Origin of the sequence: Rhizobium sullae (genome assembly GCF_025200715.1) — a bacterium.
Taxonomy (GTDB): domain Bacteria; phylum Pseudomonadota; class Alphaproteobacteria; order Rhizobiales; family Rhizobiaceae; genus Rhizobium; species Rhizobium sullae.
Genome location: NZ_CP104143.1, coordinates 418,324 through 443,089 on the forward strand (window position 1 = coordinate 418,324; position 24,766 = coordinate 443,089).

20 protein-coding genes are annotated in these 24,766 nt (G+C 62.3%); 14 read left to right on the top strand and 6 right to left on the bottom strand.

Translation table 11 applies throughout. From position 1 onward, the window contains the following. Positions 1-232: 232 nt before the first annotated feature. Together groL and groES are read right to left on the bottom strand one after the other, a co-directional pair. The gene (groL, locus tag N2599_RS02090; RefSeq protein ID WP_100773020.1) at positions 233-1,873 is read right to left on the bottom strand and encodes a chaperonin GroEL; all 1,641 of its coding nucleotides are present in this window, start codon (positions 1,871-1,873) and stop codon (positions 233-235) included. A 56-nt stretch (positions 1,874-1,929) separates the two neighbouring features. Continuing rightward, complete coding sequence (gene groES / locus N2599_RS02095) at positions 1,930-2,226, bottom strand: co-chaperone GroES (RefSeq protein WP_004675403.1); 297 nt, start codon at positions 2,224-2,226, stop codon at positions 1,930-1,932. 350 nt (positions 2,227-2,576) lie between these two features. Here groES and N2599_RS02100 point away from each other — a divergent pair, with 350 nt between their 5' ends. The 4 genes from N2599_RS02100 (at position 2,577) to N2599_RS02115 (ending at position 8,330) form a co-directional block, all read left to right on the top strand. Further along, positions 2,577-3,425 carry a TIGR01459 family HAD-type hydrolase gene (locus N2599_RS02100; protein WP_027507823.1) on the top strand — a complete coding sequence of 283 codons (849 nt, stop codon included), beginning with the start codon at positions 2,577-2,579 and terminating at the stop codon, positions 3,423-3,425. Positions 3,426-3,439: 14 nt separating this feature from the next. Continuing rightward, positions 3,440-4,423 carry a bifunctional riboflavin kinase/FAD synthetase gene (locus N2599_RS02105; protein WP_027507822.1) on the top strand — a complete coding sequence of 328 codons (984 nt, stop codon included), beginning with the start codon at positions 3,440-3,442 and terminating at the stop codon, positions 4,421-4,423. 243 nt (positions 4,424-4,666) lie between these two features. Beyond that, positions 4,667-7,567 carry an isoleucine--tRNA ligase gene (gene ileS, locus N2599_RS02110; RefSeq protein WP_027507821.1) on the top strand — a complete coding sequence of 967 codons (2,901 nt, stop codon included), beginning with the start codon at positions 4,667-4,669 and terminating at the stop codon, positions 7,565-7,567. Positions 7,568-7,706: 139 nt separating this feature from the next. Continuing rightward, a complete protein-coding gene (locus N2599_RS02115) occupies positions 7,707-8,330 on the top strand; it encodes a hypothetical protein (RefSeq protein ID WP_027507820.1) in 624 nt (207 codons plus the stop codon). Positions 8,331-8,643: 313 nt separating this feature from the next. On the opposite strand, the gene N2599_RS02120 is transcribed toward N2599_RS02115, so the two are convergent. Beyond that, positions 8,644-9,081: a nucleoside deaminase gene (locus N2599_RS02120; RefSeq protein ID WP_027507819.1), complete on the bottom strand. Its 438-nt coding sequence runs from the start codon at positions 9,079-9,081 to the stop codon at positions 8,644-8,646. 91 nt (positions 9,082-9,172) lie between these two features. On the opposite strand from N2599_RS02120, the gene N2599_RS02125 reads away from it, so the two are divergent. Genes N2599_RS02125 through N2599_RS02135 form a run of 3 tightly spaced genes read left to right on the top strand, consistent with a single transcriptional unit; the run spans position 9,173 to position 12,511 of the window. After that, on the top strand, positions 9,173-11,062 hold the full coding sequence (locus N2599_RS02125; RefSeq protein WP_027507818.1) for a pseudouridine synthase: 1,890 nt from the start codon (positions 9,173-9,175) through the stop codon (positions 11,060-11,062). Next, positions 11,043-11,603, top strand: a complete 561-nt coding sequence (gene rsmD, locus N2599_RS02130) for a 16S rRNA (guanine(966)-N(2))-methyltransferase RsmD (RefSeq protein ID WP_027507817.1) — start codon at positions 11,043-11,045, stop codon at positions 11,601-11,603. The genes N2599_RS02125 and rsmD overlap by 20 nt, the downstream gene beginning before the upstream one ends. Before the next feature lie 26 nt (positions 11,604-11,629). Beyond that, positions 11,630-12,511: a patatin-like phospholipase family protein gene (locus N2599_RS02135; RefSeq protein WP_027507816.1), complete on the top strand. Its 882-nt coding sequence runs from the start codon at positions 11,630-11,632 to the stop codon at positions 12,509-12,511. Here N2599_RS02135 and N2599_RS02140 read toward each other — a convergent pair. Further along, positions 12,508-14,316 (bottom strand): monovalent cation:proton antiporter-2 (CPA2) family protein, encoded by a 1,809-nt coding sequence (locus tag N2599_RS02140; RefSeq protein WP_027507815.1) that lies wholly within the window; start codon positions 14,314-14,316, stop codon positions 12,508-12,510. The genes N2599_RS02135 and N2599_RS02140 overlap by 4 nt on opposite strands. A gap of 119 nt (positions 14,317-14,435) precedes the next feature. Between N2599_RS02140 and N2599_RS02145 the strand changes: the two genes are divergently transcribed. The 6 genes from N2599_RS02145 to lpxK all read left to right on the top strand — a co-directional run bounded on the left by N2599_RS02145 (position 14,436) and on the right by lpxK (position 20,298). Next, positions 14,436-15,782 carry a TldD/PmbA family protein gene (locus tag N2599_RS02145; RefSeq protein WP_027507814.1) on the top strand — a complete coding sequence of 449 codons (1,347 nt, stop codon included), beginning with the start codon at positions 14,436-14,438 and terminating at the stop codon, positions 15,780-15,782. A gap of 29 nt (positions 15,783-15,811) precedes the next feature. Beyond that, positions 15,812-16,621 carry a 3'(2'),5'-bisphosphate nucleotidase CysQ gene (locus N2599_RS02150; protein WP_027507813.1) on the top strand — a complete coding sequence of 270 codons (810 nt, stop codon included), beginning with the start codon at positions 15,812-15,814 and terminating at the stop codon, positions 16,619-16,621. A 61-nt stretch (positions 16,622-16,682) separates the two neighbouring features. Continuing rightward, a complete protein-coding gene (locus N2599_RS02155) occupies positions 16,683-16,931 on the top strand; it encodes a DUF4170 domain-containing protein (protein ID WP_027507812.1) in 249 nt (82 codons plus the stop codon). A 172-nt stretch (positions 16,932-17,103) separates the two neighbouring features. Beyond that, positions 17,104-18,423 (top strand): lipid IV(A) 3-deoxy-D-manno-octulosonic acid transferase, encoded by a 1,320-nt coding sequence (gene waaA / locus N2599_RS02160; protein WP_027507811.1) that lies wholly within the window; start codon positions 17,104-17,106, stop codon positions 18,421-18,423. 8 nt (positions 18,424-18,431) lie between these two features. Then, a complete protein-coding gene (locus tag N2599_RS02165) occupies positions 18,432-19,151 on the top strand; it encodes an HAD family hydrolase (protein ID WP_027507810.1) in 720 nt (239 codons plus the stop codon). Positions 19,152-19,254: 103 nt separating this feature from the next. Beyond that, on the top strand, positions 19,255-20,298 hold the full coding sequence (gene lpxK / locus N2599_RS02170; protein ID WP_027507809.1) for a tetraacyldisaccharide 4'-kinase: 1,044 nt from the start codon (positions 19,255-19,257) through the stop codon (positions 20,296-20,298). A 414-nt stretch (positions 20,299-20,712) separates the two neighbouring features. Here lpxK and N2599_RS02175 read toward each other — a convergent pair whose 3' ends face one another. Together N2599_RS02175 and mutL are read right to left on the bottom strand one after the other, a co-directional pair. Next, positions 20,713-20,943 carry a DUF2093 domain-containing protein gene (locus N2599_RS02175; protein WP_022716573.1) on the bottom strand — a complete coding sequence of 77 codons (231 nt, stop codon included), beginning with the start codon at positions 20,941-20,943 and terminating at the stop codon, positions 20,713-20,715. 64 nt (positions 20,944-21,007) lie between these two features. Continuing rightward, positions 21,008-22,849: a DNA mismatch repair endonuclease MutL gene (gene mutL / locus N2599_RS02180; protein ID WP_027507808.1), complete on the bottom strand. Its 1,842-nt coding sequence runs from the start codon at positions 22,847-22,849 to the stop codon at positions 21,008-21,010. A gap of 180 nt (positions 22,850-23,029) precedes the next feature. Here mutL and N2599_RS02185 point away from each other — a divergent pair, with 180 nt between their 5' ends. Continuing rightward, a complete protein-coding gene (locus N2599_RS02185; RefSeq protein ID WP_027507807.1) occupies positions 23,030-24,757 on the top strand; it encodes a response regulator in 1,728 nt (575 codons plus the stop codon). Positions 24,758-24,766: the final 9 nt, after the last annotated feature.

Sequence of the window (24,766 nt, forward strand, 5' to 3'; positions counted from 1 at the left end):
CGAATGCGTCTCGGATCGGAATTTGAGCGCTTACCGAAAATCTGGCGGCGCAAGCTTGGCGCAAGCTCCAGACTGGTGGCGGCAGGAGAGCAGGCCAAGTTAAACGTTTTACCAAGTCGGCGGCTTTGCCCCTGCACATGCGCAGCTGTGGGTCGCGCTCAAAACAAAAAGGGCGGCCCGAAGACCGCCCCTCCTGAACTGAACCGGATGGCTCAGATGCGAGACCTCAGTCTCACATCATGTCCATACCGCCCATGCCGCCCATGCCGCCCGGCATGCCAGCCGGAGCGTCCTTCTTCGGCAGCTCGGCGATCATGGCTTCCGTGGTGATCAGCAGCGAAGCAACCGAAGCTGCGTTCTGCAGAGCCGTGCGGACGACCTTGACCGGGTCGACGATACCCATGGCGATCATATCGCCATATTCGCTCGTCTGGGCGTTGTAGCCGTAGTTGTCGTCATTTTTGTCGAGGATCTTGCCAACGACGATCGAAGCTTCGTCACCAGCGTTGTCAGCGATCTGGCGAACCAGCGACTGCAGCGACTTGCGAACGATGTTGATGCCGGCTTCCTGGTCGTCGTTCACACCCTTGGACGTGATCTTGACGGAGGAGCGGAGCAGGGCAACGCCGCCGCCGGGGACGATACCTTCCTGAACAGCAGCGCGCGTCGCATTGAGGGCGTCGTCGATGCGGTCCTTCTTTTCCTTCACTTCGACTTCCGTCGAGCCGCCGACGCGGATGACGGCAACACCACCGGCGAGCTTGGCAAGACGTTCCTGCAGCTTTTCGCGGTCGTAGTCGGAGGTGGTTTCTTCGATCTGCGCCTTGATCTGGGCAACGCGGCCTTCGATGTCCGACTTGGCGCCGGCGCCGTCGACGATCGTGGTGTTTTCCTTGGAGATCGAAACCTTCTTGGTGCGACCGAGCATGTCGAGGGTAACGGACTCGAGCTTGATGCCGAGGTCTTCGGAGATCACCGTGCCGCCCGTCAGGATGGCGATGTCCTCGAGCATGGCTTTGCGGCGGTCGCCGAAGCCCGGAGCCTTGACGGCAGCGATCTTCAGGCCGCCGCGCAGCTTGTTGACGACGAGTGTTGCAAGCGCTTCGCCTTCGACGTCTTCAGCGATGATGAGCAGCGGCTTGCCGGTCTGGACGACGGCTTCGAGAACCGGGAGCATCGACTGCAGGTTCGAGAGCTTCTTCTCGTGCAGAAGGATGTAGGCGTCGTCGAGGTCAGCAACCATCTTTTCCGGGTTAGTCACGAAGTACGGGCTGAGGTAGCCACGGTCGAACTGCATGCCTTCGACGACTTCGAGTTCGGTTTCGGCAGTCTTGGCTTCTTCGACCGTGATGACGCCTTCATTGCCAACCTTCTGCATCGCTTCGGCAATGTCGAGACCGACCTGCCTGTCGCCGTTCGCAGAGATCGTGCCGACCTGCGCAACTTCTTCCGAAGTCGAGATCTTCTTGGCCTTGGCCTGGAGATCCTTGACGACTTCAGCAACGGCAAGATCGATGCCGCGCTTGAGGTCCATCGGGTTCATGCCGGCGGCAACCGCCTTGTTGCCTTCGCGGATGATCGACGCAGCCAGAACGGTCGCGGTCGTGGTACCGTCGCCGGCGATGTCGTTGGTCTTCGAAGCAACTTCGCGGACCATCTGGGCGCCCATGTTCTCGAACTTGTCGTCAAGTTCGATTTCCTTGGCGACCGAGACGCCGTCCTTGGTGATGCGCGGAGCGCCAAAGGACTTATCGATGATGACGTTACGGCCCTTGGGGCCGAGCGTTACCTTGACTGCGTCAGCGAGGATATCGACGCCGCGCAGCATCTTTTCGCGCGCGGTGCGGCCGAATTTAATTTCTTTAGCTGCCATTTTGAAAACTCCAGAATAGGGTTGTCAGCAATTTCGGGAAAAAGCGATCGGCTGGATCAGCCGATGATGCCCATGATGTCGGCTTCCTTCATGATCAGCAGATCTTCGCCGTTGATCTTGACTTCGGTGCCGGACCACTTGCCGAACAGAACGCGGTCGCCAGCCTTGACGTCGAGAGCGACGACCTTGCCGGACTCGTCGCGAGCGCCGGAACCGACGGCGACGATTTCGCCTTCCTGCGGCTTTTCCTTGGCGGTGTCGGGAATGATGATGCCGCCTTTAGTCTTTTCTTCGGATTCAACGCGGCGAACGACGACGCGGTCGTGAAGGGGGCGGAAGTTGGTGCTTGCCATTGTCTAATCCCTCGATCAAATGACATTCGCAGGCCGGGCGGCCCACATGGATGAGTGCTAGCACTCTCCGTTGAGGAGTGCTAACGCCGAGCATTTAGGGATGGCTCCAGAAGGAGTCAAGAAGACCCATCACGGAATTTTGTGCCGGAATTGTGAAGAGCGTGGGAATTGTCTGAAGCATTGGCCGATTCGATGCCTTTGACTGCCTGAGCTTCGGCGGGCTTGCGGAAGCCGTCGCGTTTCTCTGGCAATCCTCCCGCGGTTTTTGCCGGCGATCGTCTGAAAATCCCTTGCCATCGCCGCATGCCTTTGCAATGTCACGCCTGACTGAAAGCAAATCGGGAAATCGGATGGCCAAGCGGATTGGAAGTTTTGCGGAGATCACCAGTCAGTATGATGCGGTGTTCTGCGATGTCTGGGGTGTGCTTCACAATGGCGTCGATCCTTTCCCGAAGGCCGCCGCCGCACTGGAGGCCGCACGCGGCGAGGGGCTAGCTGTCATCCTCATCACCAATTCCCCGCGCATCGCCCCGCAGGTGGTCGCCCAGCTTCGCCAGATCGGCATCCAAGACGGTGCCTATGACCGGATCGTCACCTCCGGCGATGTTACCCGGCGCCTGATTGCCGAAGGCCCGAAAAAGGTCTTCCTGCTCGGCCCTGACCGCGATCTGGCCCTCATCGAAGGCCTCGGTGTTGAGCGCGTCGATGCGAAGGAGGCTGAAGCCGTGGTCTGCACTGGCTTCTTCGACGACGAGACGGAAAAGCCGGAAGACTATACGGAGATGCTCAAGTATTTTCAGGCGCGCAACGTGCCGATGATCTGCGCCAATCCCGATCTCGTCGTCGAGCGCGGCCATCGCATCATACCTTGCGCCGGCGCCATGGCTGCCTACTACCACCAGCTTGGCGGCGAGATCCGCATTGCAGGCAAGCCGCACGCGCCGATCTACGACGCCGTGCTGGCAACCGCGCACGAACTCCATGGCGATTTCCCGAAGACCCGCATTCTCGCCATCGGCGACGGCATGCCGACGGATGTGCGCGGCGCTCTCGATTACGGCCTCGATCTTCTCTATATCAGCGGCGGTATCCACGCGAAAGAATACACGTTGAACGGCGAGACCGACGAGGCGATCCTGCATGCCTATCTAGAACGCGAGAGGGCCGCGCCCAAGTGGTGGATGCCGCGCCTCGCATAAGAAGAAGCCCGCCGATGACCGTTTTCCACCGCAATGAAACCCGCGAACCCTTGCCCGCTCATCTGAAGGGCGGGGTGATTGCCATCGGCAATTTCGACGGCGTGCATCGCGGCCATCAATCGGTGCTGAACCGCGCACTGGAAATCGCCAAGGAGCGTGGCATCCCGGCGCTAGTGCTGACCTTCGAGCCGCATCCCCGCACCGTCTTCAGGCCGGAAACGCCGGTTTTCCGTCTTACGCCGGCGCCGTTGAAAGCTCGCATCCTGGAGACGCTCGGCTTCAACGCCGTCATCGAATATCCCTTCGACCGCGAATTCTCGCAGCGCTCGCCGGACGATTTCATCCACGGCATCCTGAAGGATTGGCTCGGCGCCTCCGAAGTCGTCACCGGCTTCGATTTCCATTTCGGCAAGAACCGCGAGGGCGGCCCGGCCTTCCTCATGGATGCCGGTCACAAATACGGCTTCGGCGTCACGCTGATCGACGCCTTCCGCGACGAGAATGCCGAGGTCGTCTCCTCAAGCTATATCCGCACGCTCCTGAAGGATGGCAATGTCAGCGAAGCCGCAGCGGAGCTTGGCTACCGCTACACAGTGGAGGCGGAGGTGATCGGCGGCGAAAAGCTTGGCCGCCAGCTTGGTTTCCCAACCGCCAACATGCAGCTTCCGCCGGAGGCCGAACTTGCCGCCGGCATCTATGCAGTCCGCTTCCGCCTGGACGACGGCAGGCTTTACGATGGGGTTGCGAGCTACGGCCGCCGCCCGACGGTGATCGAAAACGGAACGCCGCTACTGGAGACCTACCTCTTCGATTTCGGTGGCGACCTCTACGGCCGGACCTGTTCCGTCTCCTTCTTCGGCTACCTGCGGCCCGAACTGAAGTTCGAGGGGTTGGAGCCGCTCGTTGAGCAGATCAAGCGCGACGAGCAGGAGGCGAGGGCGCTGCTTGCGGGTGTCCGGCCGCTTGGCGAACTCGACCTCAAGCTTTGTTTCGTCTGATGCCGCGACGCTGGTTCGCGCGGGCTCAAATCCCTCTTCCTTTTCCCGGTAAAAACGCCTATGAACCGGCGCTATGAATAACGTCCGGCTGCCGAGTGCGATGCGAATTATCGGCCCGGCCTTCCGCGCGCGCTAAGCCGCCGGAAGGTCCGGGTTTTTGGCGCTTGGGCAAACGAGCGCTTCCGTCACCAGACATTTTTGAAGCCGTCGCGCCTTGAAGGCGCCTAGAAACGATTGCTGAACATGACCGACACAGCCGAAAAGATCGACTACTCGAAGACTCTCTACCTGCCCGAAACCGACTTCCCGATGCGTGCCGGCCTGCCGCAGAAGGAGCCGGAAATCGTCGCCCGCTGGCAGCAGATGGGCCTCTACAAGAAGCTGCGCGCATCTGCCGCCGGGCGCGAAAAATTCGTCCTCCACGACGGCCCGCCCTATGCCAACGGCAACATCCATATCGGCCACGCGCTGAACAAGATCCTCAAGGACGTCATTAACCGCTCGTTCCAGATGCGCGGCTTTGACGCCAACTATGTTCCCGGCTGGGACTGCCACGGCCTTCCGATCGAATGGAAGATCGAGGAGAAGTACCGCGAGAGGGGCAAGAACAAGGACGAGGTCCCGGTCAACGAATTCCGCAAGGAATGCCGCGACTTCGCCGCCGGCTGGATCAAGGTGCAGTCCGAGGAGTTCAAGCGCCTCGGAATCGAAGGCGACTTCGACAATCCCTATACGACGATGAACTTCCACGCGGAGTCCCGCATCGCCGGCGAGCTTCTGAAGATCGCGAGAAGCGGCCAGCTCTACCGCGGCTCCAAGCCCGTCATGTGGTCAGTCGTCGAGCGCACGGCGCTGGCGGAAGCCGAGGTCGAATATGCCGATGTCGAAAGCGACATGATCTGGGTGAAGTTTCCGGTCGCGGAAGGCCCTGCCGCCCTGGCCGGCGCCTTCGTGGTCATCTGGACGACGACTCCCTGGACGATCCCCGGGAACCGCGCGATCGCGTTCTCGTCGCGCTACCCCTACGGTCTCTATGAAGTTGCGACCGCCGAGAACGACTTCGGTCCGCAGCCGGGCGAGAAGCTGATCTTTGCCAAGCGCTTGGCTGAGGAATCCGCAGCCAAGGCGAAGGTGACCTTCAATTTCGTTCGCGATATCAAAGCGGATGAACTTGCCGCCGTAACCTGCGCGCACCCGCTGCATGGCCTGGGCGGCGGCTATGATTTCCATGTGCCGCTGCTTGATGGCGAGCATGTGACCGATGATGCCGGCACCGGTTTCGTCCATACGGCCCCCAGCCACGGCCGCGAAGACTTCGATGCCTGGATGGACAATGTACGGGAGCTCGAAGCACGCGGCATCTCCTCCACGATCCCGTTCCCGGTCGACGACGCGGGCTTCTTCACCGTCGATGCGCCAGGATTTGGTCCGGATGCGGAAGGCGGCGCGGCCCGCGTCATCGACGACAGCGGCAAGAAGGGCGATGCCAACGAGCGCGTCATCAAGGCGTTGATCGCCCGTCACGCGCTCTTCGCGCGCGGCCGCCTCAAACATTCCTATCCGCATTCGTGGCGCTCGAAGAAGCCGGTCATCTTCCGCAACACGCCGCAGTGGTTCGTCTATATGGACAAGGAACTCGGCGACGGCACGACGCTGCGCTCCCGCGCGCTGAACGCGATCGACGAAACCCGCTTCGTGCCGGCCGCCGGCCAGAACCGCCTGCGCGCCATGATCGAACAGCGCCCCGACTGGGTGCTTTCGCGTCAGCGCGCCTGGGGCGTGCCGATCTGCGTCTTCGTCGATGAGCAGGGCCAGATCCTGCAGGACGACGAGGTCAACGCCCGCATCCTCGAAGCCTTCGAAAAGGAAGGTGCCGACGCCTGGTTCGCCGAAGGCGCGCGTGAGCGCTTCCTCGGAAAGAAGGCGAACGAGCCGTGGAAGCAGGTCATGGATATCCTCGACGTCTGGTTCGACTCGGGCTCGACGCATACCTTCACGCTGGAAGACCGACCGGACCTCAAGTGGCCGGCCGACCTCTACCTTGAAGGCTCGGACCAGCATCGCGGCTGGTTCCACTCCTCACTCTTGGAATCGGCCGCCACCCGCGGCCGCGCGCCCTACAATGCCGTCCTCACCCATGGCTTCACCATGGACGAGAAGGGCGAGAAGATGTCGAAGTCCAAGGGCAACGTGACTGCGCCGCAGGAAGTCATGAAGGATGCAGGTGCGGATATCCTCCGCCTCTGGGTCATGACCTCCGACTATGCGGACGACCTGCGCGTCGGCAAGACGATCATCCAGACGAACGTCGATGCCTACCGCAAGCTCCGCAACACGATCCGCTGGATGCTCGGCACGCTTGCCCACGACAAGGGCGAGGTGATCGCGCTCGCCGACCTGCCGGAGCTGGAGCAGCTAATGCTCCACCGCCTGGCGGAACTCGACGAGCTCGTCCGCGAAAATTACGATGCCTTCGACTTCAAGAAGATCGCCCGCGCGCTGATCGACTTCGCCAATGTCGAACTCTCGGCCTTCTACTTCGACATCCGCAAGGACGCGCTCTACTGCGACGCGCCGTCGAGCCTGCGCCGCCGTGCGGCCCTCCATGTCATCCGCAACATCTTCGATTGCATGGTGACCTGGATGGCGCCGATGCTGCCCTTCACGATGGAAGAGGCATGGCTATCGCGCGATCCATCGGCGGTCTCGGTTCATCTCGAACAGTTCCCGGCAATCCCGGCGGAATGGAGGAACGAGGCGCTGGCTGCCAAGTGGAAGAAGGTCCGTGCGATCCGTTCGGTTGTCACCGGCGCTCTGGAGATCGAGCGCAAGGACAAGCGGATAGGCTCGTCGCTGGAAGCGGCACCCGTCGTGCATGTCACTGACGGCGCGCTTCGTGCCGCTCTCGGCGGCCTGGATTTCTCGGAAATCTGCATCACCTCGGACATCGGCGTTGACGGCGGCGAAGGTCCGGTTGAAGCCTTCCGGCTACCGGAAGTTCCAGGCGTCAGTGTCGAGCCAAAGCTTGCCGAGGGCACCAAATGCGCCCGTTCCTGGCGTATCACCAAGGATGTCGGCTCCGATCCGCAGTATCCGGATGTATCGGCACGCGATGCTGCTGCATTGCGTGAACTCGGATTGTGATACGGAAGAAAATTGCCGGATGAATTGCTCTTTTGCAGTTCATCCGGTAGAAGCTGCCTGAAAATGGCCGGATTTTTACGTCAGGGGGACGATTATCCGGTAGGGCGATGATTGCACCGGCATGGCTGGAAGGGTTTTCATGTTAGCAACGCGTTGGTTCCGTGTAGGCGCTTGCCTGACTGTTGTTGTGGCGGCTGGCTCGATAGCGTCCGGCTGCAGCCCGACCTACGGCACCGGCACGACGGCGATGTCGCAGCTCGGCGACGATCTCGGCCAGTCCGTGTCCTTGGCTCCCCGGGAGCCGAAGAACAAGGGCGTCAAGTACACGCCGCGCCCGACGCTGGTCCTGCCGGCCCAAGCGTCGAAGGAAACGCTGGTCGAGCCGCAGCAGACGATCGCCAGCAAGGAAAATCCTCAGTGGGTGGAGTCGCCGGAAGAAACCCGTGCGCGCCTCGTTAAGGAAGCGGACGACAACGAGGACAAGTACACCTACGTCTCGCCGCTCGCCAAGAACGGTGTGGAAGGCGGCCGCCAGACGACGGAAGCGCAGACCAAGGCCTATCGCGAAGCCCGCGCCCTGCAGAAGGGTGCCTATCTCGATCAGCGCCGCTACATTTCCGATCCGCCGACGGCCTATCGTCAGGTTGACGATCCCGCCAAGCTGGAAGATCTCGGCGAGCCCGAACTCAAGAAGGCGAAGCAGCGCAAGAAGGATGCCGCCGTCGCCGGTACCGGCAAGAAGTGGTGGAACTTCCTTCAGTAAGTTCAGGCCATCTCAGGCTTGCCGCGCCGCGGACCAGCGGCGCACGAGTACGATGTGCAGCAACTGACATCCGAAGAGAATGCAGGCGGGGATCAGAAGTGCATTTGCGCCGATCAGGCCGCTCGCAGTTATTGGGATGCTAATGGCGATGGCGAGCACCGGCACAAAGCCGAAAGCGATAAGCCGCGGCGCCGACCAATTCACATTGCCCCGCAAAGACCATTGCATCGGGATTTTTCGGCACCCGGCGCGACGCCCCAGTAAGCCCAGGCAGCGGGCGCAATCATGGCGGCGAGGACAAGGATGGCCGGTGTCATGGCAGCTGCCTCTTTTCGGCGAAGAACGTCCTGAGAATATCTGCTGATTCCGTTTCGTTCAAACCGGAATAGACCTCCGGCGCATGATGGCATGTTGGCTGTGCGTAGAACCGCACGCCGTTGTCGACCGCCCCGCCCTTCGGATCTTCTGCGCCGTAGTAAAGCCTGCGGATGCGCGCGAACGAGATGGCCGCCGCGCACATGGTGCAAGGTTCCAGCGACACATAGAGATCGGCTCCAACCAGACGCTCCTGCCCTAGGGCCTCGCAGGCCATCCGGATCGCAACGACCTCGGCATGCGCCGTGACATCGTTGAGTTCCCGCGTCCGGTTGCCCGCGCGCGCGACGACGGCGCCATCAAGCACCACCACGGCGCCGATAGGCACTTCGCCGCGTTCGCCCGCCGCCCGCGCTTCGTCGAGCGCCATCTCCATAAACCAATTTGTCTTCACGATCCGGCAAATTCCCACTTAACCGCAGGGGCGCGACCTGATAGACAGGCCCCAAAAGGCAGGCAAACAACAAATGACATTCAAAGACAAGCCAAAACGGCCGGGCGGCAAGCCCTTCGAGCGCGATGCGCGGCCGAAAACCGAAGGCAAACCGGCAAGAAGCGTGCCCACGAAGGCTGCAGCCGTAGAGGCCGAAGGCGAGACCAAGGCGGAACGCATCTCCAAGGTCATGGCGCGCGCAGGCGTTGCCTCGCGCCGCGACATCGAGCGCATGATCATGGAAGGCCGCGTCACGCTGAATGGCAAGACGCTCGACACGCCAGTCGTCAACGTGACGCTCGCCGACAAGATCGAAGTGGACGGCGTTCCGATCCGCGGCATCGAGCGCACGCGCCTCTGGCTCTACCACAAGCCGGCCGGCCTCGTGACCACCAATTCCGACCCGGAAGGCCGTCCGACGGTTTTCGACAATCTTCCGGAAGAGCTGCCGCGCGTCATGTCGATCGGCCGGCTCGACATCAATACCGAAGGTTTGCTGCTGCTGACCAATGACGGCGGTCTTGCCCGCGCGCTCGAACTGCCGACCACCGGCTGGCTGCGCCGCTACCGCGTCCGTGCCCACGGTGAGATCGATCAGGAGGCGCTCGACAAGCTGAAGGACGGCATTGCCGTCGACGGTGTGCTTTACGGCGCGATCGAAGCGACGCTCGACCGTACGCAAGGTTCGAATGTCTGGCTGACGATGGGCCTGCGCGAAGGCAAGAATCGCGAAATCAAGAACGTTCTCGGTGCGCTCGGCCTCGACGTAAACCGCCTCATTCGCATTTCCTACGGCCCGTTCCAGCTCGGCGACCTGCCGGAGCGCGAGGTTGTCGAAGTGCGCGGACGCACCCTCCGCGACCAGCTTGGTCCGCGCCTGATCGAGGACGCCAAGGCGAATTTCGACGCGCCGATCTACAATAGCCCCGCTGTTGCTGCCGAAGAAGAGGCCGAAGCAAGACCGGAGCGCCGCGAACGTTCGTGGAAGCCGGAAGACAAGCGCGAGCGTGCACTGAGCCGCCTCGACACCAAGCGTGACGATCGGCGCGACGATCGCCGGGATGACCGTCGTGAAGGCGGCCGCGATGGTGGCAGAAAGGAAGACGACCGGCCCAAGCGCCCCCCAGTTGGCAGCCGCAGGAACGCCAACGTGTGGATGGCACCCGGCGCCCGTCCGCTCGGCGAAAAGGCGGCCGCCAAGGCTGCGAAGAATGCCGAGACCGCCCGCAAGCGTGGCGAGAAGCCGGGCGGCAGTAAGCCGCAGCCCTCCAGCTACGGCGACGACCGGCCACGTGTGCAGATCAACCGCGCCCGCGACGAAGAAGGCGAGTGGATCCGCTCCAGCGAAGTTTCGCCGAAGTCCAAGGATGACGGGGAGGGTTTTGGCCGCAAGCGCTCATTCGGCGATCGTCCTGCACGCCCGGATCGCGGTTTTGGCGACCGCCCGGCTCGTGGCGACCGCCCGTCCGGTGACCGTCCTCCGCGTGGGGCTCGGCCTTTCGGCGACAAGCCTCGCGGCGATCGCCGACCACGTGCTGAGGGTGACGAACGTCCCCGTTCTTTCGGTGACCGTCCCGCGCGTGGTGACCGTCCTTTTGGCGACAAGCCCCGTGTTGACCGCAGACCACGCGAAGAGGGTGAGGAGCGTCCCCGTTCCTTCGGCGATCGTCCGCGCACTGCCCGCAGCGCTCCCGGCGAGGGTCGCTCCGAACGTCCGCGCGGCGAAAGGCCGTTTGGCGATAAACCTGCGGGCGACAAACCGCGTGGCAAGAGCTTCGGCGGCAAGCCGGGCGGCGGCTCCAAGAATTTCTCCGGCAAGCCCAAGGGCGATCGGCCGGGCGGTGGCGGCAAGCCTTCGGGTGGGCCTTCGCGGGGTGGACCAAAAGGAAAGGGAATGACGCGCGGTGCGGATCGTCGGCGGTGAGTTTCGCGGACGGTCGCTCGCCGTACCGAAGTCGAATGATATCAGGCCGACTGCCGACCGGACGCGGGAGAGCCTATTCAACATCCTGAGTCACGCCTATCCGGAATGCATCGACGGCACCCGGATTCTCGATCTTTTTGCCGGCACCGGCGCCGTTGGCCTTGAAGCCGTCTCGCGCGGCTGCCGTCATGCGCTCTTCGTCGAAAACAGCGTAGAGGGAAGGGGGCTTCTCTGGGAGAATATCGACGCCCTCGGTCTTCACGGCCGCACCCGCATCCTGCGGCGTGACGCCACGGATCTGGGCTCCGTTGGCAATCTCGAGCCGTTCAACATGCTTTTCGCCGATCCGCCCTATGGCAAGGGTCTTGGCGAAAAGGCGATGGCCGCTGCCGCCAAGGGCGGCTGGCTCGCGCCGGGCGCAATCGCCATTCTGGAAGAGCGTTCGGATGTTGCCGTTTCCGCCGATCCTTCCTATCTCTTTCTGGAAGACCGTGTCTTCGGCGATACAAGGGTACATTTCTTCCGCTACCAGCCTCTGTAGGCGGCGGGTCATCCGGAGTTGAGTTCGTGCGGCAGGCGGTTATTGCGAGTAACGACATGCCTGTTCCAAGCGGCATGCCGACCGTGGCCATCGCCTTCGGCGGCGGCGGCGCCCGTGGGCTTGCCCATATACACGTGATTGAGGCGCTGGATGAGCTCGGTATCCGCCCTGTCGCGATTTCCGGCGCGTCGATCGGCGCGATCATGGGTGTCGGCATGGCGGCCGGCATGACGGGCGAAGCGATCCGCGAGCACGCGCTGATGACGGTCGGCAACAAGACAGCTGTCGTCAGCCGCATCTGGGGTCTTCGGCCGCAGACGGTCCGGGATGCCGTCGCAAAGGGCATCCGTATCGGCCAGTTCAATCTCGAGCGCATCCTCAAGGCCTTCTTGCCGGCCGGCCTGCCCGATCGCTTCGAAGATTTGCCTATTCCGATGAACGTCATCACGACCGATTACTACGGCCAGAGCGAAGTCATCATCGGCGAAGGAGCGCTGTTTCCGGCGCTCGCCGCATCGTCTTCCATCCCAGCAGTCTTCATGCCCGTGCGCCTCCACGGCCGGGTGATGATCGATGGCGGCATCAGCAATCCGGTTCCCTACGAGTGCCTGATGGATATCGCCGATATCATCATCGGCGTCGATGTCGTCGGCGCGCCGGAAGGCGACGGTACGCATATTCCAAACCGCATGGAAAGCATTTTCGGTTCCGGCCAGCTGATGATGCAGACGGCAATCACGCTGAAACTCAAGCTTCAGTCGCCGCATATCTTCCTGCGCCCCGCCGTCGGCCGCACCGGCGTCATGGATTTTCTCAAGGCGCGCGAAGTGCTGGCGATGTCGGCGGGCGTCAAGGACGAACTGAAGCGCGCACTCGATCAGGAATTCGAAGCCCGCCTCAGGGCTTAGGCGTCTGCCGTGACCTCCGCCGTGCCCGCCAGCGGGTCTTCGTCGAAATCCATGGCTCGCTTCGGCTTCACCAGCGGTTCCGGCCGGACCGGCTGCGAGAAGAGCATGTCGCGCCCCGCCTGCAGCCCGCCGGTTACCTGAAGCGCCAGCCGCTCCTCATCGCGCTTGCGGATATCCTCGCCGATCTCAAAAGCGGCCGCCTCGTCGACCCCAAGTGCTTCAAGCGTGCGGCGGCCGAACAGCAGGCCGGATTCCAGCGTTTCGCGCAATTCATAATCGACGTTCTTGTTGCGAAGCGCGATCGAATGGACGCGGTCATAGGCGCGCACGAACAGCTTCGCATGCGGATATTCGGCTTGCACGAGGTCCACGACCTTGTCGGTGATTTCCCGCTTCTGCGTGCAGACGATGACGATTTTCGCCCTTTCGATGCCGGCCGAGCGCAGCACGTCCTTTCGTGTCCCGTCGCCGAAGTAGATACGGAAGCCGAAGGACGAAGCTTGGCGGATACGGTCTGCGGAGAAATCGATGACGGTTACGTCCCGCCCGCCCGCGAGCAGGATCTGCGCGGCGATCTGGCCGAAACGCGAGAAGCCGATCATCAGCACATCGGCGCCCGCGCCCTCGAAATCCTCATCGAGCTCCTCCTGCTCGTCGCCTTTCAGCATGCGCTTCGAAAGTGCTGCCCCGAGCGGCGTCAGCGCCATCGAGAGGGTCACGATCGCCACGAGAAGCGATGCGGTGCTAAAGGGCATAAGGCCTGCGGCACCCGCGGTCGTGAACAGCACGAAACCGAACTCGCCTCCCTGCGGCAGCAGGAAAGCAATGCGGATAGCATCGTCGTGCGAAGAGCCGCTCACCCGGCAGAGGCCGTAGATGATCAGCGCCTTGACGGCCATCACGATCGGCACGGCGGCGACGATGAAGAGCGCGTTGTCGATCAGCACCTCAAGTTCCAGCGACAGGCCGACCGCCATGAAGAAGATAGCAAGCAGCACGCCGCGGAAAGGTTCAATATCCGCCTCAAGTTCGTGCCGGTAGGAGGATTCGGCGAGCATGACGCCGGAGAGGAACGCGCCCATGGCCATGGAAAGCCCGGCGAACTGCATCAGACTTGCCGATCCCATAACGACGAAGAGGGCGGCGACGATCATCGCCTCGCGTGCGCCAGTCCTTGCGATCACTTGGAAAAGCGGCGTCAGCAGGTAGCGTCCCATGACGATCATCGCGCCGACCGCGCCGACCGCGATAGCAAAATCCAGAAGCGGCGCATTGCTGCCGGTTTCGCCGTCGAGGATGGTGATCAGCGCGAGCAGCGGAACGATCGCCAGGTCCTGGAAGAGCAGCATCGAAAAGGCGCGCTGCCCGTATTTTGTGTTCACCTCGCCCTCATCGTCGAGAATCTGCATCGCAAAGGCAGTGGAGGAAAGCGCCAGCCCGAAGCCCGCAACGATGCTCCCCCGCCAATCGAGTGCGCCGGAGAGATAAGCAAGCGCCGTCAGTGCCAATCCCGTCAGCATTACCTGAGCGGTGCCGAGACCGAAGATATCCCGGCGCATCTGCCAGAGCCGCGACGGCTTCAGCTCGAGGCCGATGATGAAGAGCAGGAAGACGACACCGAGCTCGGCAACGCTCAAAATCTGTTCGCCGTCGGTAATGCCGTGAAATATCGGGCCGATGACGACGCCCGCGGCAAGATAGCCGAGCACCGTGCCGAGCCCGAGCTTCTTGAAAATGGGCGCGGCGACGACCGCACCGCCAAGCAGCAGGATCGTTTCGGAAAAGAGGGCATTGGAGGCGGACATGTCGCGGAGTTTCTTTCAATGGCAGGATGCGCGCAAGCCGCGCGAAAAAGAATCGGCGGCCGCGGCCTTGATGCTTTCGGAAGTGCACAATAAATGGAAGCCCAAGGAAAGGCCAACTCATGTCCTCAGAAATAGACTCCTCGACACTTCTTTCCCGTGCAAGCCAGTTGATCGATCTCGCCAGAAAGGCTGGTGCCGATGCCGCCGATGCGGTTGTCGTGCGCTCGCGCTCGCAATCCGTCAGCGTCCGCCTCGGCAAAGTCGAAGGCACCGAATCGTCTGAAAGCGACGATTTCTCGCTGCGCGTCTTCGTTGGCAGGAAGGTCGCGAGCGTCTCCGCCAATCCCGGTTTCGATCTGCAGGCGCTCGCCGAACGTGCTGTCGCGATGGCGAAAGTCTCGCCCGAAGATCCCTTCGCCTGCCTTGCGGACGAGCAGCGGCTTGCGAAATCCTATCCCGATCTGGAGCTGTTCGATCCGGCGGAGGTTTCCGCCGGCATGTTGCGCGAGGCAGCCCTTGCGACGGAGGCAGCGGCACTTGAGGTCAAGGGTGTCACCAACTCGTCCGGCGGCGGGGCTTCCGCCGGCTACGGCGGAATGGTCCTCGTCACTTCGCACGGCTTCGAGGGCAGCTATATGGGCTCGCGCTTCGGCCGCTCCGTCAGCGTCATTGCCGGAGAAGGCACCGGCATGGAGCGCGATTACGATTACGACAGCCGTCTTTATTATTCCGAGCTCGACGATGCCGCCGAGATCGGCCGCCGCGCCGGCGAGCGCGTGGTCAAGCGCCTCAATCCGCGCCAGGTCGATACCGGCAAGGACGTTACCGTCGTCTTCGATCCGCGCATCGCTCGCGGTTTTGTCGGCCATATCGCCGGCGCCATCAATGGCGCGTCGGTTGCACGCAAATCCAGCTTCCTGCGCGACAAGATGGGCCAGCAGGTCTTGAAATATGGCCTTTCGATTACCGATGATCCGCTGATCGTCCGCGGCCCGTCCTCGCGTCCTTTCGACGGTGAAGGCGTTTCGGGCGAGCGGCTGGTGATGATCGAGGACGGCGTCCTGAAGCATTGGTTCCTTTCGACTGCGACGGCGCGTGAAATCGGCATGGAAACCAACGGCCGCGGCGTGCGCAGCGGCAATTCGGTGACGCCCGCTTCGACGAACCTCGCTCTGGAGCCGGGTGATATCTCGCCCGAGGAACTGATCCGGAGCGTCGGGAACGGCTTCTATGTGACAGAGCTGATCGGCCAGGGCGTCAACATGCTCACCGGCGAATACAGCCGTGGCGCGACCGGCTTCTGGGTCGAAAACGGTGAATTGACGTTCCCTGTCTCCGAAGTGACGATCGCTTCGAACCTCAAGGAGATGTTCATGCACGTGACGCCCGCAAACGACATCGACCGCAAGTACGGCGTTGCGTCTCCCACGCTGGCGATCGAGGGTATGACGCTGGCGGGACGCTAGGCGCCCTGACCTTGAATTGGATTGATGCAATGAGTGACGTTCAAACGGCCCGCTGGCGGAGCGATCTCGAATTGATCGCCGATGCCGCGAAGCAGGCAGGTGATGTCGCTCTCGGCTTCTTCAATCAGTCGCCGGAAGTCTGGTGGAAGAATGGGGGGCGCTCGCCCGTCAGCGCTGCCGATTTCGCCGCCAACGAAAAGCTTGAATCCATCCTGCGCCTCGCCAGGCCGGATTACGGCTGGCTCTCAGAAGAGACTGAAGACAGCGCCGCCCGTCTGTCGGCTGAGACGCTTTTCGTCATTGATCCGATCGACGGCACGCGCGCTTTCCTTGGCGGCCTGGATCTCTGGTGTGTCAGCGTCGCCGTCGTCCACCGCGGCCGGCCGGTTGCCGGAGTGCTTTACGCACCCGCCCTAGGCGAGCTTTTCGAGGCGGTCGAAGCCGGTGCCGCGACGAAGAACGGCAAGCCAATAGCGGTATCCGCCAAGGGACCGGATACCGTCAGCCGTTTTGCGATCGGCGAAGACATCCTGAAGGCGTTCCCCGATCCTTTCCGGCGGAAGATCGAAAGGGTGAAGCATGTGCCCTCGCTCGCCTATCGCATCGCGATGGTTGCAGACGGCCGTCTCGAAGGCACCTTCGTCAAGCGCAATTCGCATGATTGGGATCTTGCGGCCGCCGATCTCATCCTCGAACGCGCCGGCGGCCGGCTGACCGATCTCGATGGGCGCGCGGTGCTCTACAACCGTCCTGAGGTCAGTCATGCCGAGCTTTGCGGCGCTGCCGGCCCTCGCGTTGTGGAGTTTCTCGAAGGGCTTGCTGGCATACGAAGCAGTTGACGTTTGCGTCAAAATCCCGCAGATGAAAGCGCGGAGGAGACCAGAAAAGAAAGAGAAGAAAATGACGGAATCTGGCGGCAAAAAGCAGCTCTTGCATCTCGTATTTGGCGGCGAACTGGAAAGCCTGACCGACGTTCAATTCCGCGATCTGAACGATCTCGATATCGTTGGCATTTTCCCGGATTATGCCTCTGCGCTGACGGCCTGGAAGGCCAAGGCGCAGTCGACGGTGGACAACGCGCATATGCGCTATTTCATTGTTCATATGCACCGCTTGCTCGATCCGCAGGATCAGTCCGGAACCAACTGATTTTTAAGCGTTTTATGCATCGATGGCCGCTCTATCGGCAGCGCCGTCCTGCGCATTGCCAGATGCGCGCTATCGATTGACGCATTCTGAACAAATTACTCGGTCATTCCGGCCGCAACAATAATTGGGGAATGGGTTTGATGTCGATCGTTGCTGATCGGAGGCATTTTAGATGAGTTCGCCGAGAGCGCGGTTCGCGCTGGGCGTCTACCGGACCGCGGGGGTAGTCGCTTCGCCGCTGGTCGGTGCCTATCTCGCCTACCGGACCGCGAAGGGCAAGGAAGAGCGTGCGCGCCGCACGGAGCGCTTTGGTTATGCTAGCGCAAACCGGCCGCAGGGGCCGCTTGTCTGGTTCCATGCCGCAAGCGTCGGTGAGACCAACGCTGTCATTCCGCTCATCCGCGAAATCCGCCGCCGCGATATTCATGTGATCCTGACGACCGGCACGATAACCTCGGCAAAGCTCGCCGCCGAGCGCATCGGCAACGAGGCGATCCACCAATATGTGCCGCTCGACCTGAAACCTGCCGTCAGCCGCTTCCTGGAATACTGGCAGCCCGATTGCGCCATCATCGCGGAATCCGAGATCTGGCCGGCCACCGTCATGGAGCTCGGCCGCCGCCGCATTCCGCAGATCCTCGTCAATGCGCGCATGTCGGATCGCTCCTTCGCGCGCTGGCAGCGGCGCGTGTCCATTGCCGAAGCGCTCTTTGAAAATCTCGCGCTCGTCATCGCGCAGTCGGATATTGATGCCGAGCGGTTTCGCGATCTCGGCGCCAGGCATGTGACGACCTCCGGCAATCTCAAGGTCGATACCGACGCACCGCCTTATGACGCATCCGTCCTCGCCCGCTACAAGAAGCAGATCGGGGACCGCAAAACCTGGGCCGCGATCTCGACCTTCGAGGGCGAGGAGAATGCCGCGGCAGTCGTCCATCGAACGCTGAAGGAGCGCAACGGCCAGCTGACGATCATCGTGCCGCGCCATCCCGAGCGCTCCGATGAGATCGAGGAAATGCTCGTCAAGCAGGGCCTCAAGGTTGCCCGCCGCACGCGTAACGACGTGCTGTCGCCGGATATCGACATCTTTCTCGGTGATACGATCGGCGAAATGGGTCTTTACCTGCGACTGACGGAAGTTGCCTTCGTCGGCCGTTCGCTCTTTGCCGAAGGCGGGCAAAACCCGCTGGAGCCAGCCATGCTCGGCTGTGCGGTGCTTTCCGGCAGCAACGTCCAGAATTTCCGCGAGACCTATCAGAAGCTCGCCCGCCGCGGCAGCGCCCGCATGGTGCGCGATACCGAGATGCTGGCCAAGGGCGTGCATTATCTGCTTATTAATGACGAGGCGCGGCGCAATATGATCGAGGCTGGTATCATGGCCGTGCAGGAAATGCGCGGCGCGCTGACGGCGACGGTGAAGTCTCTCGAGCCTTACATCAACCCGCTCACGGTGAAGGCAAGACTGCTGCCGAAGACCATGGCAGAGGGCTGAAGGAAAAGATGACGGCTGCGAACATCAAGGGAATTCTCTTCGACAAGGATGGCACGCTGCTCGACTACGATGAAAGCTGGCTGCCGGTGAACCGCGAATTGGCGCGCATCGCCTCGCAAGACGATCCGGCCCTGGCCGACCATCTGCTGAAGGCGACCGGGATGGACCCGGTGAGCGGCCATATCGTACCCGACAGTCTGTTGGCCGCCGGCAACACCAGGCAGATCGCCGAGGGGCTGGTCGCGGCGGGTTCCAGGCTCGATGTCGCGGAAATGACGATCAAGCTCGACGCACTCTTTTCCCATGCTGCAGACTTCTCCGTCCCGGTCACCGATCTTGCCGCCTTCTTCGGGCGCCTGCATCGCCGCGGCTTCAAGCTCGGGGTCGCGTCAAGCGACAACGAGCGTTCCATCCGCCAGACGGCGCAGCGCTTCGGCTTCGCGGAATTCATCGACTACATCGCCGGCTACGACAGTGGTTTCGGTAGCAAGCCGGATGCTGGAATGGTCCTCGGCTTCTGTAAGGCGACGGGGCTTACGCCAGCCCAAGTGGCGGTCGTCGGCGACAACAATCACGATCTGCATATGGGCCACAATGCCGAGGCCGGGCTCAAGGTCGCCGTGCTGACGGGCACAGGCTCGCGGGAATCGCTGGCGGCGGCCGCCGATTATTGCCTCAATGATATCACCGAACTCGAGGCGCTTCTTCCGGACCATCAGCCGGCGTGATTTCACCGAAGCTTGCTTTTTCTGCAATTTTGCCCTTTCTTTCCCGCCAGTCGAGGGGGCAGCCGGTTGCCGGAGGGCACCGGAGGAGCGTAGGGCGGCAAATATGGTATCCGAGGCGCCGCCGTTCTGGTGGACGAAAGCTGATTGGCGGGCATGGGCGCTCTCGCCCTTTTCCTTCCTGTATGGACGGATCGCCGGCTACCGGATGATCCATGCGCGCCGCGCCTCCCTTCCTGTTCCCGTCATCTGCATCGGCAACTTCACCGTCGGCGGTGCCGGAAAGACGCCGACGGCGCTGACGATCGCCCGTGCCGCCAAGGCCAAGGGACTGAAGCCCGGCTTTCTGAGCCGTGGCTATGGCGGCTCTCTGGACGTCACGGTGGTTGTCGATCCCGCCCATCATCGTGCGGTCGCCGTCGGCGACGAGCCGCTGCTGCTTGCCCGCGAGGCGCTGACCGTCGTTTCCCGCCGCCGCGTCGAAGGCGCCGAAAGGCTGGTGAGAGAAGGCGCGGACCTCATTATCATGGATGACGGCTTCCAGAGCGCACGGCTGGAGATCGACTACGCATTGCTCGTCATCGACGCGACGCGCGGCCTCGGCAATGGGCATACGGTGCCGGGTGGCCCAGTGCGCGCGCCGATTTCCGTGCAGATGCGCTATGCCAGCGCGCTTTTGAAGGTGGGGACGGCCAATGCCGCCGACGCCATCGTCCGCATGGCTGCCCGCGCCGCGAAACCCTATTTTACCGCATCGCTGAAGGTTTGCGGCGAGAACGATCTTACCGGCCGGAAGGTGCTGGCTTTCGCAGGCATTGCCGATCCGGACAAGTTTTTCCGGACGGTGGAGTCGCTCGGCGCCGAAATCGCAATTGGCAGATCCTTCGGCGACCACGAACACCTGAGCGACGATGAGATCACCGATCTGCTGTCGACCGCCGAACGCGAAAACCTGCTGATCGTCACGACCTCGAAGGACTTCGTGCGGCTTGCCGGACACCATGGCAAGGCAGAGGAACTCGCCGCCAAATGCCGCGTCATAGAAGTCGAAATGGCCTTCGAAGACCCGCAGGCGCCCGGTCTCATAATCGATCGTGCGATTGAAGCCTGCCGGGAGCGGCGGCTGAGGAAAGGCCGGAAGTCCCGGTGAGTTTAGGGGCGCCTGCCGCGGATTTCGGAAAGACTGACGTTGGCAATGCCGTCAGAGCCAAAATTGTTCTCGTCGAGCCAGGCTTCGATCACCGCCTTGTGCCCGGGCCACTCTCCTATGAGCATGGAGTGCCAGGCGACATCGCGTTGAAATCCCTTAACGATCACCGCGTTCCGCTAGACGCCCTCGAACACGAAGCCGTAGCGTGCTGCCGCGCGCGGCGATGCGTCGTTGGCTGATAGTCGAACGACGAAGGGGCGTTCGCTGCCGGGCTCCGCAGCGCTTCAACATGTGCCTCGCTCAGCCGCTCGAGACTGACGCTCCGGCCTTCGTGAATATTGCGCTCCGGAATGCGCCTCGCGGCATGAATGATCGGGCGGCCGAGCGAGCGCTCGTTCACCAGCGTTTCCTGGATCAGCGCTTTTGATTCGGCAGAACGCCGGCGCGCTTGTCGGCTTCGAGCGAAGAAACGACGTCGGCATAGGGTTCCTGGCGGGCGACGCTCCAGTAGCGCAACTCGTCGAGCGGGATGTGCTTGCCGGTCATGGCGCAGATCACGTAGGAGCCCGGCGACAGGATTTGGAAATCTGCATCGAGATAGCGGATCTTCGCCTCGCGGTTTCCGTTTCCTTCAAACAAGTTCATCCTGCTCCGTTCCCTGTTGCCTTCGACTGCCAATATCGCGCCGAAAGCATTATTGCCAGCCTTTTCAGCTGCGTCCGAACAGGCGCTCGATATCGGCCAGCTTCAGTTCGATATAGGTCGGCCGCCCGTGATTGCACTGGCCGGAGCCCGGCGTCACTTCCATCTGCCGAAGCAGCGCGTTCATTTCCTCCGGCCGGAGCCTGCGGCCGGAGCGCACCGAGCCGTGGCAGGCCATAGTCGCGGCGACGTATTCGAGCTTGGCCGAAAGGCCGGAAGCAGTATCCCATTCGGCGATCTCGTCGGCAAGCTGGCGGATGAGGCCCTGCGCATCGACCTCGCCGAGCATGGCCGGCGTTTCGCGCACGGCAATCGCCCCCGGCCCGAAGCGCTCGATCGCAAGCCCAAGTTCTCCGAGGCCTTCAGCATGCACCATCAGCCGGTCGCAATCTTCTTCCGGAAGGTCGACGATCTCCGGGATTAGCAGCACCTGCGACGGCAGCCGCTTCGAATGCAGCGCCTTGCGCATCGCCTCGAATACCAGCCGCTCATGCGCGGCGTGCTGGTCGACGATGACAAGCCCGTCATCCGTCTGCGCGACGATGTAGTTTTCGTGGATCTGCGCCCGAGCGGCGCCGAGTGGGTAACGCCGCGGCGGCTCCTCGGCCGATGTGGGCTGCTGCCATGCCTGCGCCTGCGGTTCAGCGCGTGCGGTCGGCATGCTGAGCCCGTCGAAGGACGCCTGCAGCCTTTCGCCAAAACGGCCATTTGGGATCTGACCAAAACCGCCGTTTGCGGTCTGAAAGGGGCGCGATGGGGAGGTCTCGGCCGACCATGCGGCTTGCTGCGGCCGCTGGTAGTTCGGCTTGAAACCGGGCCTGAAGGAGCGAAGCATGTCGTCCGCGCCGGTCGTCGCCGCCCGGCTTCCATCGCGCGCCAGCGCCTCGCGCACCGCACCGACGATCAGGCCGCGCACAAGGCCCGGATCGCGAAAGCGCACGTCCGACTTCGCCGGATGCACGTTGACATCAACCAGCGCCGGATCGAGCGTCAGCGCCAGGACGGCCACCGGATAGCGCCCGCCCGGGATCGTCTCGGCATAGGCGCCGCGGATCGCCGAAAGGATCAGCTTGTCCTGGACCGGCCGTCCGTTGACGAAGGCGTATTGATGGGCGGAGTTGCCGCGGTTGAAGGTCGGCACGCCGGCAAAGCCGGTGAGTGTGATGCCTTCGCGCTCCGCATCGAGCTCGATCGCATTGTCACGGAATTCCTTGCCGAGCACCTGCGCCATGCGCGCGAGGTGATCCTCTCCGGTCGCCGGAAATTCAAGCGTGCTGCGATCGGTGCCGGAGATCACGAAGCGAACGCCGGGAAAGGCAATCGCCATGCGCTTGACGACGTCGGTGATGGCCGCCGCTTCCGCCTTCTCTGTCTTGAGAAATTTCAATCGTGCGGGCGTTGCGAAAAACAGGTCGCGCACTTCGACGATCGTGCCGGGGTTGGCGGCCGAGGGTCTCAGATGCAGCACCTTGCCGCCCGCAACCGCAATCTCGCTGCCATCCGCACTATCCTTGCGGCGGCTGGAAATGCTGAGCTTCGCCACGGAGCCGATCGAAGGTAGCGCTTCGCCGCGAAAGCCGAGTGTGCGGATGTCGTCGAGCGTCGTGGAAATCTTCGAGGTGCAATGCCGCTTCACGGCAAGTTCGAGATCGGCCGCTTCCATGCCCGAACCGTTGTCGCTGACCCGCAGCAGGCCTTTGCCGCCGCCGGACGTGGCGATCTCGATGCGCGTCGCGCCGGCGTCCAGCGCATTTTCGATCAGCTCCTTCGCCGCGCTTGCCGGGCGTTCGATGACTTCGCCGGCGGCGATCTGGTTGATGAGCGTTTCGGAGAGCTGTCTGATGGCCATGCTTCATTTTCGTGGATTCGCGTGCCCGAGGGAAGGGCGAAAACGCTCCATCGGCAGGGACTGTGTTTCCCCCATGAATTGGGGTACTTAGCGTTAAGCCGCCGTTAGGAGAAAGCTGGCATTTTGATCGCACACAACCAGACAGTGCTATGAAATCGGATAGATGTGGGACGTGAAGGAATGAGTGCCGGCTTCGAAAAGGCGGACGCATCATCCGTGAGCGATGAAATGCCGGCCGAAATCGACCTGCAGGCAGCGCTCTTCGACGCCATTTCGGATGGCCTTTCGGCTGCTCTTATCATCTATGACAAGAACGATCAAATGATCTTCGCGAGCCGTCAGGTGCTCGATTTCTTCCCGATTTCATCCGTGACGCTGAAGCCCGGAACCCGGCTTCGCGATTTTCTCGGCGCCGTCTACGACACCGGCGTGCGCCAGCAATATGCAGCCAGGCGACCGGGCGTGCCGCTCGGACGCGAGGATTGGCTGTCCCAGAAGATTGCGTCCCACTGGCGCGAGCGCTTCGAAATCGTCGAGCGCCATGGCAGCGACCGCTGGATCCGTCTGGTCAAGCGCCGTCTGCCGAGCGGCTATTGCGTATCGATCATTTCCAACATTTCCGAGGAGAAGAAGCGCGAAGAGCAGTGGCGCTCCGACCTCCAACGCGTGCAGCTGACCGAGGATGTCCTCGACAATCTGCCGTTCCCGCTCTTCGTCAAGGATCGCAATCTCACCTATGTCGCGGTCAACATCGCCTTCTGCGAGAAATACCAGACGACCGCCGAGGAAGTGCTCGGCCGTAAGAGCGGCGACCTCTTCTCCCCAGATATCGCCAAACGCTTCGAAGACAGCGACCGGCATGTCCTGGAGACGGGCGAAATGTCGGTCGTGCGTCAGCGGCAGGTCGCCCGCGACGGTTCGGAGCGCGACATTGTCAGCCGCAAGCACCGCATTGGCAAGCCGGGGCGCTATTTCATCGTATCAACGATGCAGGATCTGCCGCGTGATGGCGCCGATCTCGACGAATTCGAGCAGGCAACTTCCGTTACCGCTTCCAGCAGCCAGTCATTTCGCCGCGCTTATGTACCGCTGAACGGCGACAACGAGCGCCGGCCGCCGGCCGCCATGGAGACGATCGTTCCGGAGAATTTCTCCGGCCGCAAGATTCTGGTCGTCACCGGCGACCTCGCTGCCGAAACGGCCGCACTCCGCACCCTTGCGAAATATGGCTTCGAGGCCTGCTCGGTTCGGGGCGATGACGAGGAGGAGCGCTTCCTTGAAATCGCAACCTCGTCCGGCATCTCGCTGGATCTTCTGATCGTCGACAATCAGATGGGCATGCGCTGCCTGGAGCTCGCTGGACATTATGGTATCCCGGCGCTGGTCATGGACGGCTTCCAGCTTGCCAATGAGCTGACCTTCCAGATCGCCCGCCACTTCAACCGTAACAACCGTGCTGCCGCAGCCGTGGGCGGCGAGGCTGACTGGGAAATCAACATCGCTTCCGAGACAGATCTGCTGGAGGTGCTGGTAGCGGAAGACAACGACATCAACCAGATCGTCTTCTCCCAGATCCTGGAGGGATTGGGCTATCGCTACCTGATCGCGCCGAGCGGCGACGAGGCGGTACGTCTCTGGGCGGAACACAGGCCGCAGATCGTGCTGATGGACATTTCGTTGCCGGGATTGAACGGCTTCGAGGCGGCGCGCATGATCCGCCAGATGGAAGATGGCCATCCGAACAGGACGCCAATCATCGGCGTCCTGACGCAAGCATTCGAGCGGGATCGCGCCGAGTGTGCGAAGGCGGGAATGGACGACGTCATCATGAAGCCGATCAGCCCGGACATATTGGAGACGCTGTTCCAGAAGCATCTTGCCGGCGAGCCGCTGCGGGCACGCCTCTGAGCGGAAACG